This is a genomic window from Capilliphycus salinus ALCB114379 (genome assembly GCF_047276495.1).
GTDB lineage: Bacteria > Cyanobacteriota > Cyanobacteriia > Cyanobacteriales > Microcoleaceae > Capilliphycus > Capilliphycus salinus.
The window spans coordinates 1,204,798-1,219,302 of record NZ_CP178543.1 but is presented as its reverse complement, the minus strand read 5'-3'; the positions used below and the strand labels follow the sequence as shown (position 1 = coordinate 1,219,302).

Genomic DNA, 14,505 nt, shown 5'->3' with positions numbered 1-14,505 from the left:
AAATCGGAAATTTTATTAGCTCAAAATCCATCCTTGATTCCGTTTATAATTCTCCCGTTCTCTCTCAAAATCTTCCCGAAAATCTCTCAACTGAGGTTACACATACTTGTCTACAAAACTTTGTAAACCCGCGTTATAACCCTGTCCAACCGCTTGAAAACGCCATTCTCCGTCTTTTCTATACAGTCGCCCAAATTCAACGGCTGTCTCCCTTGAAAAATCCTCCTCCAGATCGTAGCGGGTGACTTCCGTCTCCGTTTCTCGGTCGTAGATCCGAATAAAAGAGTTGCGAACCTGTCCAAAATTTTGGCGGCGTTTATCGGCTTCGTGAATGGTGACGACAAAAATTAATTCTTGAATGGCGGGATTAATTTGAGTTAAATCAATTTCAATGGTTTCATCGTCTCCGCTTCCTTCCCCCGTCCGACTATCTCCTAAATGTTTAACTGCGCGATCGGGGGACAGCAAATTATTGTAAAATACAAAGTATTCATCTTGGGGAATTTTTTCATCTTCGCCCAACATAAACACCGAAGCATCTAAATCAAATTCCGCCCCGGTATCGGTCAAATTTGCATCCCATCCCAACCCCACCCCCGCTTTTTTCAGTCCCGGTGCTTCTTTAGCGAGGTTGATTCGTTCTCCCTTTTTGATATTAATTGACATGGCCCCAACTCAATTTTAACCCTAAACTTAATCTTGTATCATCCTTAAGCGTACTGAGCGACAAAACTTTCTAAATCGCTATTATACCCCTGTCCAACCGCTTTAAATTGCCATTCATTTCCGACTTTAGAAAGGCGACCCATTTCTAGGGCGGTTTCTCGGGAAAAATCCTCGTCTAACTCATAGCGGGTAATTTCGGTGTCGGTTTCTTCATCATAAATACGGATCAAAGAATTTCTAACCTGTCCGAAATTTTGACGGCGGGCTTCCGCTTGAAATATGGTGACAATAAAGACGATTTCTTGAATGGAACTCTCGACTTTTTCTAGGTCTATTCTAATCGTTTCATCGTCTCCGGTTCCTTTTCCTGTCCGGCTATCTCCCGATGACATTACCGCCCCATCGGCCGATTCCAGATTATTATAAAAGACAAAATACTTCTCGCCGGGAATTTTACCATTTGCTCCCAACATAAACACCGAAACATCCAAATCATATTGGTCGCCCGTATCGGTACTATTAACATCCCATCCCAGTCCAATTCCTGCTTTTTTCAAGCCGGGTGCTTGTTTGCTGAGATTAATTCCTTCGCCTTTTTTGAGGTTAATGGTCATATTTTTTGACTCAATTCAACATTCAACATTCTATTTAATGTCTATTTTCGAGCCTCGCAAGAAAACTCTAGATAGGCCCGAGAAATGATTGGCTTGACCTTCGACAAAAAATGAGTAATTCGACTTGAGTACAAATCGCCCATTGACCGAGTTTAATCGGTCTAAAATCCGATGAAAATCAAATCTTCAACTGAATTTACCGGATTCTCTTTTAGTTTATCGACAACAGAGCAAACTATTATTAATCGTTGGATTCTCTTAATCTATCGAAACAACACTTAACGACAATATAACGCCTGATATTCGGCTTCGGTCACTAAATCTTCATCGCTTTCGACCCGATCTAAAAAAACAATCCCTTCGAGATGGTCGTATTCATGCTGAAAAATCCGAGCCACAAAATCGCTGAGTTGCTGTCGCTGAAGTTCGCCGTAGCGATCGCTGTATTCGACTTCAACCGTTTGATAACGGGGAACAAACCCCCGCACGCCCGGAACACTCAGACAGCCTTCCCAGCCCTTTTCCTGTTGGCTAGAGTGACTGATGATTTTCGGGTTGATCATCGCAGTCGGTGCCATCTTCGGCGCTTTGGGATAGCGACGGTTGGGACGAGAAGCCACGATAAACAGGCGATCGCTTTGAGACACTTGGGGGGCGGCAATTCCGACCCCGTTGGTTTTGAAAGCGGTGGCGATTAAATCATCAATCAGAGTTTGAATGCGCCGCGCGCCAATATCGGTAATCGGTTCAGCCTGACGACCCAAGATAGGATTTCCAACTTGAGCAACTTGTAAAATGTTAGTCATAAAAGGCAATCATGCAAAATAGGCAACCATGCAACCATGCAACAGGCAACCATGCAAGAGTGTTGTAGGGGCGGGTTCCGACTAAATTTATCTTACCCAGAAATAACTTAAATAAACCCGCCCCAACCCGCGATCAGTTTTTCCCCGACACCGGGGCGGGTTTATATCGGTTGTCTGCGGGATATGATCAATAATTGCGCTCGGCGCGCCCCTACCTGTCTCCCGACACCCGGTTTACATTTGGGGAGGTAAATTTCCGGTCATCACATCCAACGTGACATTTTCGCCGTTGCGGTTGACTTCCACCTCTAGGGAACTGCCGACGGTTTTATTTTGAACGATTTGTTGAACCGTTTCCGACTTGCGAACCGATTTATTATCAATTTTTTGAATCACATCCCCCGGTTGCAGTCCCGACTGTTCAGCCGGAGAACCCGGAACCACATTCACCACCAAAACCCCATTATCGGTAGAAATCGGAGATGATAACTCGGGGTTAAGCTGGCGTTTGACCTCCGGAGAAAGCGTCACCATCTCAATACCCAAATAGGCGTGTTCGGCGCGACCGGTGGCGATCAACTGTTGGGCGATTTCTTGAGCTTTATTAATCGGAATCGCAAACCCCAAACCTTGGGCGCCGCTAATAATCGCCGTATTCATCCCCACCACTTCCCCCTGGGCGTTCAGCAGCGGCCCACCCGAATTTCCGGGGTTAATGGCGGCGTCAGTTTGAATAAAACCAATTCGCTTATCGGGAACCCCGACATCGGTACTCGAGCGACCCGTAGCGCTGATAATTCCCACCGTCACCGAGTTATCCAAACCCAAAGGATTACCGATGGCGATCGCCCATTCACCGGGGGCAAGCTGTTCGGAATCCCCGATGGGAACGCTGGGTAAATTATTGGCATCAATTTTAATCACGGCGACATCCGTCACCGAATCAGTCCCCAAAACCCGGCCTTCAAACAGGCGACCATCCTTGAGAACGACCTGAACCGTATCCGTATCCTCAACCACATGGCTATTGGTCAAAATATGACCTTCTGGGCTAATAATAAATCCCGAGCCGGTGCCTTGCTCGGTGGGAGGTTCATCGGGAAGACTGCGCGGCCCTCCAAATCCAAAAAACTCTTCGGGAAATGGCTCATCAAAGCGATCTAATCCCCGGCGTCCGATCCGTCTTGAAGCGTTAATTCGGACAACCGCAGGTCCGACCTGTTCCACCGCAGAAACAATAAAATTAGCGTTGGCGGTTTTGGGGAGGGGAAGGGAAGGTTTTTGAGCAAACCAAGACGGTGAATTCCCAACGGAGTCATCTTTTTTGGGTTCTGGGGTCGGGAGAACTTCGGGGTTCGCCTCGACCGACCTCTGTGGTGAGGAGACTGTCGTTTGTTTTTCTATCCAGTGTTCGCCGAGTAAAGCGCCTCCCGCTCCGGTAAGCAGAAGCATAAGATAGATTATCGGTTGCTTCCAAAAAACTTTTTCTGTTGTGCCACTCATCGCCAGATTGTCCGGTTGACTAATAGGATTGGTACAGGTGTCGGGTTTTCCCGAACTTAAAGCCTTTGAGCCATGTTAAAGGATTAGTTGTTCAATTCCTTCTCTCAACTGTAACATTATCACCGATCAAAGCACGCAGTTCTTCTCTACTTTTGATCTTGAGGCTGACGAGAGTGGGTGAACGATTCGTTAAACTTTTAATCTAAGCCTGCTGTCGGTGAATCGATTAAACTGGTATGTTTTGTAGGCTCGAATGTCAGGCTGTGTCCGGGTCTATCGTCCCAAAGTGTCTCAACTCTATTAAAATCGGAAGTCAGCAGTGGAAATTTCCCTTGAAAGTTTATGGCATCAAGTCTTAGACCGTCTCCAGGTCCAACTGGGCGGGCCGACGTTCGACACTTGGATCAAAACGGCCAACCCCGAAAGGCTGGATAATCATTGTTTGGTGATTCGCACGCCCAACCCTTTTGCTCGCAATTGGTTGCAAAAACATTACAAGGAAATCATCGGCGAGGCGGTTCAGGAAATTTTAGGCTACCCGGTGGAAATTTGTGTGATCACTGATGTCGAGACGAGGATCGATCGCGGAGAATCTCAGTTAATTGGACAGTCGGCTCATGGGGCGGAGTCTCCCTCGACTCAACGCCTCAAACCGGCTAACCTCAATTCTAAGTATGTGTTTTCTCGGTTTGTGGTCGGGGCGAATAGTCGTTTGGCTCACGCTGCGGCTTTGGCGGTGGCGGAGTCTCCCGGACGAGAGTTTAACCCGTTATTTTTGTGCGGGGGTGTGGGGTTGGGAAAGACTCATTTGATGCAAGCTATCGGACATTATCGGATTGAAATTAATCCCGATGCCAAGGTTTTTTATGTTTCGACTGAAAAGTTTACCAATGATTTAATTGCGGCTATTCGCAAAGATAGTATGCAAAGTTTCCGCGATCATTATCGGGCGGCTGATGTTTTATTGGTTGATGATATTCAGTTTATTGAGGGGAAAGAGTACACTCAAGAGGAGTTTTTCCACACGTTTAATACTCTGCATGAAGCCGGAAAACAGGTGGTTCTCGCCGCTGACCGTCCCCCCAATCAAATTCCCCGTTTACAAGAACGCTTGTGTTCTCGTTTTTCGATGGGGTTGGTTGCCGATATTCAACCGCCTGACTTGGAAACTCGCATGGCTATTTTGCAGAAAAAAGCTGAATATGAAAATGTTCGTCTTTCTGAGGGCGTGGTTGAATATATTGCTACTCGCTACACTTCTAATATTCGCGAACTTGAAGGGGCTTTAATTCGGGCGATCGCTTATACTTCGATTTCCGGTGTACCGATGACGGTTGAAAATATTGCCCCTGTTCTCAGTCCGGCCGAACATCCTGAAGAATCTTCCCCGGAAGCGGTGATTCAAATTGTTGCTGAAACGTTTAAAGTTTCGGTTGAGGATTTAAAAGGGAGTTCCAGACGCCGAGAAATTAGTTTGGCTCGTCAGGTGGCGATGTATTTGATGCGACAACATACCGATTTAAGTTTGCCCAAAATTGGCGAATTATTTGGCGGAAAAGACCACACGACTGTCATGTATGCCTGCGAAAAAATTGCTCAATTACGCAATAAAGACTTAGAATTAGCCCAAACTTTGCGACAGTTAAGCGATCAAATTAATTATACCAGTCGCTATCATTAACACCACCAAGACAGGCAACAGGCGCTTCTAGTAACAGTCAACTCTCTCGTTTGGTTGATGAATAAGTCAAGCGTAAACACGAGTTAGCCCTGACAAGTTCTCTTCTATCTTACCCAAAATACCCCCAATTGTCAATATCTTTGATGACGCCGGGACCAAAGAAGTTAGAACTCGTGAGGTCGTGAGGTCAGGAGTCAGTGAACAGTGAACAGTGAACAGTGACCAGTATCATGCTATTGACTGGTAACTGATAACTGTAAATTGTAAACTGCCTTACCCCTTACCCCTTACCCCTTACCCTTTACCCTTTACCCTATTCACTGGTGACGGGTGACTGGTGAGGTGTAAAAGGGGCGGGTTCGGAGTAAATTGATCTTCTCCTCTAGACAAAAATTCTATAAACCCGCCCGCCCCAGTTGGTTTTTATTGGGGGAAATCTTCTCAAAAACTATTGAGGAGACTTTACTTCTAATATTCCAGAAGTCGAAAATACCACTTCAAATTGGGCAGCGGCTTCAGTCGAGGCGGCGTCAGAGTTCACCAACTCGGGAAGGGGTGTATTCTCAAGGTTATTTTTTGCCACTTGAGATTTAGCTTCGTATCCAATAATATCACCCTCGCTATTGAGTTTGACCACATAAACCGACTCTCCATCCACCGGAGATGTCCAGGTCGAGTCAATTTGATTATAAAGACTCTGGCTTAATTCGGTTGTATCGACCTCCGAGGTCGCCGCCACCGGGGTTGCTGCTTCTGTCGCCGTTTCTGGGCTAGATGCGGCGATTTCGCTGTCTGCGGCTTCCCCTGCGGGGTTAAGGGTGTCCGGTTGGCTTTCTGGGATGGCTGCGGCGTCAGTCTCTACCGTCGGTTGAGTCGCTTCCACACTCGGTGAAGAAGTGACGGACGGTAGTCCCGAGGCACCCGGGGTTGAGGTGTCCGGGGTAGAAACCGTTTCATCCGCTGTCGGTGGGGTTGTTTCTATTTCGGTTTCGGTTTCTGGAGTTATTGTTGTCGTCGCTTCTGTATCTATTTCTGGGGTTAGGGTAGAAGCGGTTGAATCTGTTGTCGCTTGAGTCCCATTCGGTAAGGTGAGATCAACTTCCGAGTCCGGGGTCACAACAGCCGACTCTGTGTCTGTCGTTGTCGGGGTTGTTGTTGCTGCAATATCCGTCTCGGGGGCTACTGGGGTGATGGTTGTGGGAGTCTCAGTCTCTACAGATTCTACAACAATCGGACTGGTTTCTTCGGTTGCGCTAGTTGTTACTGATTCTGTCTCCTCACTCTCGGCGATGGTTTCCGGTGAAGGACTCACCACCAAAGAACCCATCAATGTTGCAAACAGGATGACAACTAACCCCACCAATGAGGAGGTTTTAACAGCCGGTGACAGTTCTGATGTCGCGATTGATTTGACGGTCGGTAAGTGAGTTGAGTGTTGAGATTCGGTCGGATTCGAGGAGGATTCATATCTCGTCTGCATATTTAATACCTCTGCTGTTCTAAAATAAGAATTCGATGCTATTTTTACATATTTCCCGTCCACTTCTGATCTGTTTTTAGACGGGTTTTACTCTATTTTAATTTTTGATATCCTGATTATTTCTCAGATTGACGATTGTAACAGTTACCTATGATACCATTAAATGCTGGTTTTGACTGTTTCGCGATCGCCGAGTCGATTGTTTTAGCGTTGATTATTGCTTAATCTTGTTGGGGGGTCTTGAGTCGGACTTTCCCCTAACTCCTGGCTGCCAACTTAGCAAACTCACCTTTTGCTGAGGCAAAGTCTTTTTTTACACCCGACACCGCCCCCTGGATAATTTAACAAATTATTTATCTTTAGTTTTTCCACAAACTGCCTTCGTGGGGTATGAAATCTGAAGAAATCACCGACATCGGTAGCATTGCGATCGGTAGTAATCCCATCGACAAAGAAGTTAACAAGATGACCACCACCAGAGTCACGCGATCGCTGTTCGTCTCAGATTCTATCCGATAAAATTTGAACTTTTCTTGAGTATTCATCCTTAAATTGCTTTCCTATAATTATTTCTCTACCCTTTTAGTTTATCGATTTTTTGTAGCTAAGAATACAGAATTTAAAATCTGTAACAAAAGTTACTTTTTAAAGGCAATAGGCAATTTACACCTCACCAGTCACCCGTCACCAGTGAATAGGGTAAAGGGTAAAGGGTAAGGGGTAAGGGGTAAGGGGTAAGGCAGTTTACAATTTACAGTTATCAGTTACCAGTCAATAGCATGATACTGGTCACTGTTCACTGTTCACTGTTCACTGACCTCACGACCTCACGACTTCTGACCTCACGACCTCACGACTTCTAACTTCTTTGGTCCCGGCGCCGTCAAAGATATTGACAATTGGGGGGATTTGGGGTAGGATGAGAGTAAAGGTAGTGGGGGCAACTCGCCCTTACGCTTGACTTTTTATTCAACACAAAAGCGGGGCGGTTTGATGTCAGTTATTTTGTGGGCAACAAACGCCGATTACAGAACCCGCCCGTACAGAGGTAACTTATCGATGCCAAACAGTTTCCCCACCGGGGCGATCGATTAAAGTAATACCCGCTTCTTGTAAGCGGTCGCGAATTTTATCGCCCTCGGCGTAATTTTTAGCTTTGCGGGCAACCAAACGCTGTTGAACCAAAGCTTCGATCTCCTGATCGCTAAAGCGCGAGGTTGTATCTGTAGAACTTTCCTCGTCGTCGGGTTGAACTTCCAACCCCAACACCGAAGCGAGTTTGACCAAAGTCCACCAAGTTTGCTGTATTTGTTCTAAAGGAGTTTCGGTCTTGCCTTCGTGAGTTAAAACATTCCCCTCCTTGCGTAACTCCTTCGCGAGTTCAAACAGAACCGCCAAACCTCCTGGGGTGTTAAAATCGTCATCCATCGCCGTTTGGAAGCGTTCAACAGCCTCACAAAGCAGAGACAGAGACTTTTTATCATCCCCTTTCCACCCCAATTTTTCCCCAAATTGAGATTTGAACAGCAACCCCTCTTTTAACGTATTCCAACCATTATCAGCTCCGGCGATCGCGTCCGAAGTAAAATCTAGAGGTTTGCGATAATGAGCTTGCAACACAAACAGGCGAATCACCATCGGATCGACCGTTTCCAGCAATTGGCGAATCGTGGTAAAATTCCCCAAAGACTTTGACATCTTTTCGCCGCCAACGGTAACAAACCCATTGTGCATCCAGTAACGGGCTAAAGGTTCGCAGTTAGCCGCTTCCGACTGGGCAATTTCATTTTCGTGGTGGGGGAAAACCAGATCTCCGCCTCCCCCGTGAATATCAATAGTAGCACCCAGAAGTCGCCGCACCATCGCCGAACATTCGATATGCCAACCCGGACGTCCTTCACCCCAGGGGGACTCCCAAGCCGGTTCTCCCGGTTTTGCGGCTTTCCACAAAGCAAAGTCAGAAGGATGTTTCTTTTCGCCTTCGGCACCGGAAACCCGTCCACTGGCGCCTGCTTGCAGTTGTTCTTGTTTGCGTCCGGAGAGTTTACCGTATTCGGGAAATTTTTCGACACTGTAGAATACATCGCCTTTGCTGGCGTAGGCGTAGCCTTTTTTCTCGAGTTGTTGGATGAGTTGATAGATTTCGGATATATTATCGGTGGCGCGAGGATAAGCATCAGCATCTCGAACGTTTAAACGACGCAGATCTTCAAAATAGGCTTCGATAAACCGTTCGGATACGGCTTGCATTGAGGAGTTTTCTGTTTTCGCCCGGTTGAGAATTTTATCGTCGATATCGGTAAAGTTTTGAACGTATTTAACGGTATATCCCAACCATTCTAAATAACGGCGTACCACATCCCAAAATATATATGAACGGGCGTGACCGAGATGGCAATAGTCATACACTGTTACCCCACAGCAATACATTTTAACTTGTTGGGGTTCTAGGGGGGTAAAGGTTTCTTTCGTGCGGGTTTGGGTGTTATAAATTTTAAGGGTCATTCTTTTCAGGCAATAGGGAACAGGGAACAGGGAATAGGCAAGCTAGCAAGCTAGCAAGAGGCAAGAGGCAAGAGGCAAGAGGCAAGAGGCAAGAGGCAAGCTAGCAAGAGGCAAGAGTGTTTTAGAAGCTATATTTTCTCATACATAACTGACATAAACCTGCCCCTTTACACCGAACTTTGAACTTTGAATTTTGACTTTGAATTTTTGACTTTGGTTTTGTTGTCTAATTTTTTTGAGGGTGCATTGCCATTCGCCCCGAGTTATCTGGAATTATTTTTGAGGGGAACAGAGTTAAAAAAACAGCTTCTAACTCCGGTATGACAGGCGATATCTCCGACTTGCTCAATTTTAATTAACAATACATCTGCATCACAATCATAGTAGAGTTCTTTAACGTTTTGAATATGCCCGGATGTGGCGCCTTTGTGCCAAAGTTCGGATCGGGAACGACTCCAGTAGTGAACTTCCCCGGTTTCGAGGGTTTTTTTTAGGGCGTCGCGGTTCATCCAAGCCATCATTAAAACGGTATTATCGTGATAGTCTTGGGCAATGGCGGGAATTAATCCTTGGTCGTTAAATTTTAGGGTTTCTATCCACAAATAATCTTGATTAATCATCTTTCGTTCAACAAGGGCAGCCCGGGGAGGAATGAGGAATAAACATGAGGAATAAACAGGAATTAGCTTTGAGTGGCGATCGCTTTTTGCTGCATGGTTTTAAAGATGTTATAAAATCCGTTAGAACGGGAGGGAGTCAGGCTTGCTTGTAAGCCGGTTTCTTCGATAAAGTCGGGGGTAATTTTTTCGATTTCTGCGCTAGAAAGTCCGTTTAAACCGCGAATTAATAGGGCAACTAATCCTTTGGTTAATTGAGAGTCAGAATCGCCTTGAAACTGCACTTTACCGTTTTCATCCAAATCGGCAATTACATACACTTGAGACACACAACCGGGAACTTTATTGTCTGAGATTTTAGCATCGGTCGGAAATTCGGGCAACTTCTGAGCCAGGGCGATCAGTTGTTCGTAGCGCAATTTATTTGAGGATGCGCGTTTGAACCGTTGCACGATGCGATCGAGCGATGGGGGTAGGGGTGTTGCAGTTGATGACATGATCGGCAATAAATAGACCTCATCTATTACCAGTCTAACTGAAAGGGCGATCGGCGATTGTAGAAAATTGAACGAACTGTCAAAAAAAAGATGCACTCCAAACCAATAGAGTTTAGGAACACAGGGGAGGATTTAGGTTTACACTGAGGTATGATTGGCGAAGCAGTTTGCCGATTTCGGTGGCGGGAACCGGAGGACAGAAATAATAACCTTGGGCGAGATCGCAGTGCATCGAATGTAAAAAAGATAATTGTTGGGAGGTTTCTACCCCTTCTGCGAGAACTTGCATTTTTAGTCCTTGACCAAGGGCGACAATGGTTTGCGCGATCGCCGCATCGTGAGAATTCTCGACGATATCTTTAACAAAAGAACGGTCAATTTTCAGGGTGTTGAGGGGAAAATGCTTGAGGACGTTGAGAGAGGAGTAACCGGTACCAAAATCATCGATGGTGATATGTAAACCCATTTCTCGCAATTGTCGTAAAATGGTAATGGTAAAGTCAACATCCTGCATCGCCGCAGTTTCAGTAATTTCTAATTCCAGGTATTGAGGATCGATTTCGGTGGCTTCGAGGGTTTGGAGAATAATTTTGGTCAGGTGAGACTGATGAAATTGTCGGGCCGATAAATTAACCGCAACTCGCAGGGGAGGGAAACCTTCAGTCCGCCAAGCTTGGTGTTGAATGCAAGCGGTTTGTAAGACCCACTGTCCGATGGGAGAAATTAAGCCAATTTCTTCGGCCAGGGGGATAAACTCCCCGGGAGAAACAAAGCCGAGTTGGGGATGTTGCCAGCGAATTAACGCTTCTAAACCGACGATCCGACCTGTGGCGATCTCCACTTGCGGTTGATAATACAGTACAAATTCTTCTCGGGCCAAGGCACGTCGCAAGTCTCCTTCTAGGGTGAGTTGGTTGACGGCTTGGTGGTGCATTTCTGCCGCAAACAGTTGATAGGCGTTGCGACCTTGTTGTTTGGCGCGATACATGGCAGCATCGGCGTGTTTGAGTAGGGTTTGGGCGTCTTCGGCATCGTAGGGACACAGGGCAATTCCCAGACTGGCGGTAACATAGAGTTCTTGGTTGTCGATCGCGAAGGGAATGCTGAGTTTATCGAGTATTTTTTGAGCAATTTTGCTGATTTCTTCCTCCGAGGTGAGGTGGGGAAACAGCAGGGTAAATTCATCTCCGCCCCAACGGGCGATGGTGTCGCAGTTTCGCAGACATTGTTTCAGGCGGGTGGCGACTTGCTGCAACAGGCGATCGCCGGTGGCGTGACCGAGGGTATCGTTAACGACTTTAAAGCGATCGAGATCTAAAAAGGCAACCCCTAAAATTTCCGGGTGCTGTTTGCTGTTGGCTAAAGCCAGGGCGAGTTGTTCGTCAAACAGCAGGCGGTTGGGGAGGCGAGTTAGGGCGTCGTGGGAGGCTTGATAGCGGATAATGGACTCGACTCGTTTTTGAGCGATCGCCATGTAGAGGTGTACGCCGATGGCTTTGGCGAGTTTTAATTCTTCGGGACTCCAACTCGGCGCTTGATCGAATTTTTGTTCTCGCCACGCTTCAAAGGAGGCCCGGGGCATTTTGTTGCGTTCGTCTGAGGTGTTACGGCCCGCCCAGTAGATTTCGCTGTTGTAGCCGTTGCGAAAGATGGTCAGACAGCCCACTTGGGAGGAGTGAAACTGGAGGGGAATTAGCGCGATCGAACGAATGGGGGTTCCTTCAAAAGCTGTCGCTAAGGGGGCCAGACAGGGATCGGCTTGCAATTGGTTTAAGGTGATGACGCGATGGCTTTGTTCTGAGATGTTCCAAGCGGCTGACTGGGAATGGAGGAGTTTTTGATTGTAGCGTTGCCATTGCTCTATAGAGTCTATTTTGTACTGTTTTTGATCGCTTTTTCCCATTCCCTCTATCAGGTTTTTCCACAGGGGGATTTCTTCGAGGAAGGGTTGGCGGGGTTGTACTCCTGTGGTGTACAGTTGGGCGGAGATGCCGGTCGGTTCGGCGATGATGTACAATCGACCTCCGGAACCGTTGAGGGCGGTTACAGCCTGTTCTAGAACGCGCTGGCGAATTTCGTTGACCGATAGCGGACAGTGCAGCAGTTGGCTGACTTGATTGACGATCGCTTCGTAGCGGGCCTGTTCTCGGGCGCGTGTCAACAGGTCGGACTGGGAGATGGCGATCGAGACTTGATCGACGATTAGTTGAATGATTTGCAGTTCTCCTTCGCTGTAGGGTCGGGGTGTTCGATGATGAACGGCTAATAAACCCCACAGGTGTTTACCGTGTAAAATCGGAGTCACCAGTGAGGCTTGCACGCCCATTGCGGTGAGATATTGTACGTGGCAAGGATCGATCGGTGCGTAGCGGATGTCTACCTCGGAGAGTTGTTCTCCGGTTTTTTGACAGTCGAGGCGGGTGGTGATTCGGCGCCCGGCGGCGACATCTACGATTACTCGTTGTCTGGCTTTGATAAACAGTTGGCGATCGCGGTTGGGGATATCTGTTGCTGGAAACTTCAAGTTTAACAGCGAAGGAAGTGTATCTTCTTCTAGAGACTCGGCAATGACTTCCCCACTCCCATCGGAATCAAATCGGTAAATTTTGACCCGATCTACTTTTAAGAATAAACGAATTTCTTCCACTGCCGCATTGAGAATTTCCGACAGTTCTAAGGATTGTCGAATTCGGTTTGTGATTTGATGAAGAAAGTATTCTTGATGTGGCATTTATAGTTTTTTTCTTTATATGAGTTGGGTTTGAAGTAGGATTTATCTAAAGCTGTGTGGATTTTTATACTTTAAATCTTATCATTTTTTTTGATCTCGATCAATTTCTACGAAATTTTGACCAATTTATAACAAATGCTTTATCAAATTTATTAATTCTTCATAAAAAACGAGGAGCCAAAGAAAAAATCTCTGGCTCAAAAGTGACTAAATTTTAGTAGGGAAAGGGAGTCTAAGCTGAGTCGAATTAGGAATTACCCCGCCCAATATCTAAGACTTGATGTTGAAAATCTTGCGCTGAACCTGACCGTTTAATGCAAAATTAAAGCAACTTCTTTGGCAAAATAAGTTAAAATGATATCGGCTCCCGCTCGTTTCATGCTGGTTAGGGTTTCGAGCATGACTTTTTTCTCGTCAATCCAACCCTTTTGTCCTGCGGCTTTAATCATGGCATATTCTCCACTCACGTTATAAGCCGCAACGGGGAGGTTAGTTGTAGAACGCACTAACTGAATAATATCTAAATAAGCCAGTGCGGGTTTAACCATCACCATATCCGCCCCTTCTGCGATATCTAATTCTACTTCGGTTAAGGCTTCCCGGGCGTTGGCGGGGTTCATTTGATAGGTCTTTTTATCCCCAAATTTCGGCGCCGAATCTAAGGCATCTCGGAACGGACCGTAATAGGCAGAAGCATATTTAGCAGAATAAGCTAAGATACTAACATTGGTATATCCCGCTTCATCCAAACCCTCGCGAATTGCCCCGATCCGACCATCCATCATATCGGAAGGCGCGACAATATCTGCACCCGCTTCCGCTTGAGAAACCGCCTGTTTCACCAACACTTCGACGGTTTCATCGTTGAGAATTTCCCCTTCGTCGCTGACAATGCCATCGTGACCTTTAGTCGAAAACGGATCGAGGGCAACATCAGTTACAATCATAATATCGGGAACTTCTTGTTTGATTGCCCGCACGGTGCGTTGAATCAGTCCCTCGGGATTATAACTTTCGGTGCCGGCGTTATCTTTTTTGTCTTCGGCAACCAGGGGAAATAATGCGATCGCGGGAATACCCAAACTGTGGGCTTCTGTAACTTCTTTGAGCAACAAATCTAACGTATAACGGTAGCTACCGGGCATCGAAGGAACTTCGACTTTACTATTTTCCCCTTCCATCACAAACAGGGGATAAATTAAGTCATTAACCGTGAGTTGGGTTTCACAAGTCATGCGTCGCAGGGCTTCAGTGCGACGAATTCGACGGGGACGTTGAACTAGATTTAAGCGAGAGGAGTTACTCATAAGATCTGAAAAAAATTCGTTTAAAATGCCAATTCTGGGGTGAAAAAAACTGGGTCAATTGTTCGGTTTTTTGTATGAACATCATCATCCGATCAAGT

At 46.4% G+C, this 14,505-nt stretch carries 12 protein-coding genes; 1 reads left to right on the top strand and 11 read right to left on the bottom strand.

The window, feature by feature from the left end; all coding sequences use genetic code 11:
* Nucleotides 1-96: 96 nt before the first annotated feature.
* From ACL6C3_RS05050 to ACL6C3_RS05035, 4 genes are all read right to left on the bottom strand, one after another.
* On the bottom strand, nucleotides 97-666 hold the full coding sequence (locus tag ACL6C3_RS05050; RefSeq protein ID WP_413165896.1) for a TerD family protein: 570 nt from the start codon (nucleotides 664-666) through the stop codon (nucleotides 97-99).
* 44 nt (nucleotides 667-710) lie between these two features.
* Complete coding sequence (locus ACL6C3_RS05045; RefSeq protein WP_413165894.1) at nucleotides 711-1,280, bottom strand: TerD family protein; 570 nt, start codon at nucleotides 1,278-1,280, stop codon at nucleotides 711-713.
* Between the two features lie 278 nt (nucleotides 1,281-1,558).
* The gene (def, locus tag ACL6C3_RS05040) at nucleotides 1,559-2,086 is read right to left on the bottom strand and encodes a peptide deformylase (RefSeq protein ID WP_413165893.1); all 528 of its coding nucleotides are present in this window, start codon (nucleotides 2,084-2,086) and stop codon (nucleotides 1,559-1,561) included.
* A gap of 234 nt (nucleotides 2,087-2,320) precedes the next feature.
* Nucleotides 2,321-3,589: an HhoA/HhoB/HtrA family serine endopeptidase gene (locus ACL6C3_RS05035; protein ID WP_413165892.1), complete on the bottom strand. Its 1,269-nt coding sequence runs from the start codon at nucleotides 3,587-3,589 to the stop codon at nucleotides 2,321-2,323.
* A 319-nt stretch (nucleotides 3,590-3,908) separates the two neighbouring features.
* Between ACL6C3_RS05035 and dnaA the strand changes: the two genes are divergently transcribed.
* Nucleotides 3,909-5,270, top strand: coding sequence for a chromosomal replication initiator protein DnaA (gene dnaA / locus ACL6C3_RS05030; protein WP_413165890.1), 1,362 nt, complete (start codon nucleotides 3,909-3,911; stop codon nucleotides 5,268-5,270).
* A 448-nt stretch (nucleotides 5,271-5,718) separates the two neighbouring features.
* Here dnaA and ACL6C3_RS05025 read toward each other — a convergent pair whose 3' ends face one another.
* The 7 genes from ACL6C3_RS05025 to hemB all read right to left on the bottom strand — a co-directional run bounded on the left by ACL6C3_RS05025 (nucleotide 5,719) and on the right by hemB (nucleotide 14,407).
* Entirely contained in the window at nucleotides 5,719-6,750 is a 1,032-nt protein-coding gene (locus tag ACL6C3_RS05025; protein WP_413165889.1) for a hypothetical protein, read from the bottom strand.
* 359 nt (nucleotides 6,751-7,109) lie between these two features.
* Nucleotides 7,110-7,295 carry a hypothetical protein gene (locus ACL6C3_RS05020; RefSeq protein ID WP_413165887.1) on the bottom strand — a complete coding sequence of 62 codons (186 nt, stop codon included), beginning with the start codon at nucleotides 7,293-7,295 and terminating at the stop codon, nucleotides 7,110-7,112.
* A gap of 508 nt (nucleotides 7,296-7,803) precedes the next feature.
* On the bottom strand, nucleotides 7,804-9,255 hold the full coding sequence (cysS, locus tag ACL6C3_RS05015; protein ID WP_413165885.1) for a cysteine--tRNA ligase: 1,452 nt from the start codon (nucleotides 9,253-9,255) through the stop codon (nucleotides 7,804-7,806).
* Nucleotides 9,256-9,518: 263 nt separating this feature from the next.
* Nucleotides 9,519-9,875 (bottom strand): phosphoribosyl-AMP cyclohydrolase, encoded by a 357-nt coding sequence (hisI, locus tag ACL6C3_RS05010; protein ID WP_413165883.1) that lies wholly within the window; start codon nucleotides 9,873-9,875, stop codon nucleotides 9,519-9,521.
* A 62-nt stretch (nucleotides 9,876-9,937) separates the two neighbouring features.
* A complete protein-coding gene (locus tag ACL6C3_RS05005) occupies nucleotides 9,938-10,369 on the bottom strand; it encodes a SufE family protein (RefSeq protein WP_413165882.1) in 432 nt (143 codons plus the stop codon).
* A gap of 112 nt (nucleotides 10,370-10,481) precedes the next feature.
* Complete coding sequence (locus ACL6C3_RS05000) at nucleotides 10,482-13,100, bottom strand: EAL domain-containing protein (protein ID WP_413165880.1); 2,619 nt, start codon at nucleotides 13,098-13,100, stop codon at nucleotides 10,482-10,484.
* 311 nt (nucleotides 13,101-13,411) lie between these two features.
* A complete protein-coding gene (gene hemB / locus ACL6C3_RS04995; RefSeq protein WP_413165878.1) occupies nucleotides 13,412-14,407 on the bottom strand; it encodes a porphobilinogen synthase in 996 nt (331 codons plus the stop codon).
* Nucleotides 14,408-14,505: the final 98 nt, after the last annotated feature.

Excerpts from the sequence above, each read along its gene's own strand:
- def (WP_413165893.1), bottom strand. The coding sequence starts at position 2,086 with ATGACTAACATTTTACAAGTTGCTCAAGTTGGAAATCCTATCTTGGGT.
- ACL6C3_RS05035 (WP_413165892.1), bottom strand. The coding sequence starts at position 3,589 with ATGAGTGGCACAACAGAAAAAGTTTTTTGGAAGCAACCGATAATCTAT.
- hemB (WP_413165878.1), bottom strand. The coding sequence starts at position 14,407 with ATGAGTAACTCCTCTCGCTTAAATCTAGTTCAACGTCCCCGTCGAATT.
- ACL6C3_RS05050 (WP_413165896.1), bottom strand. The coding sequence starts at position 666 with ATGTCAATTAATATCAAAAAGGGAGAACGAATCAACCTCGCTAAAGAA.
- ACL6C3_RS05025 (WP_413165889.1), bottom strand. The coding sequence starts at position 6,750 with ATGCAGACGAGATATGAATCCTCCTCGAATCCGACCGAATCTCAACAC.
- ACL6C3_RS05000 (WP_413165880.1), bottom strand. The coding sequence starts at position 13,100 with ATGCCACATCAAGAATACTTTCTTCATCAAATCACAAACCGAATTCGA.
- ACL6C3_RS05045 (WP_413165894.1), bottom strand. The coding sequence starts at position 1,280 with ATGACCATTAACCTCAAAAAAGGCGAAGGAATTAATCTCAGCAAACAA.
- ACL6C3_RS05020 (WP_413165887.1), bottom strand. The coding sequence starts at position 7,295 with ATGAATACTCAAGAAAAGTTCAAATTTTATCGGATAGAATCTGAGACG.
- ACL6C3_RS05005 (WP_413165882.1), bottom strand. The coding sequence starts at position 10,369 with ATGTCATCAACTGCAACACCCCTACCCCCATCGCTCGATCGCATCGTG.
- hisI (WP_413165883.1), bottom strand. The coding sequence starts at position 9,875 with ATGATTAATCAAGATTATTTGTGGATAGAAACCCTAAAATTTAACGAC.
- cysS (WP_413165885.1), bottom strand. The coding sequence starts at position 9,255 with ATGACCCTTAAAATTTATAACACCCAAACCCGCACGAAAGAAACCTTT.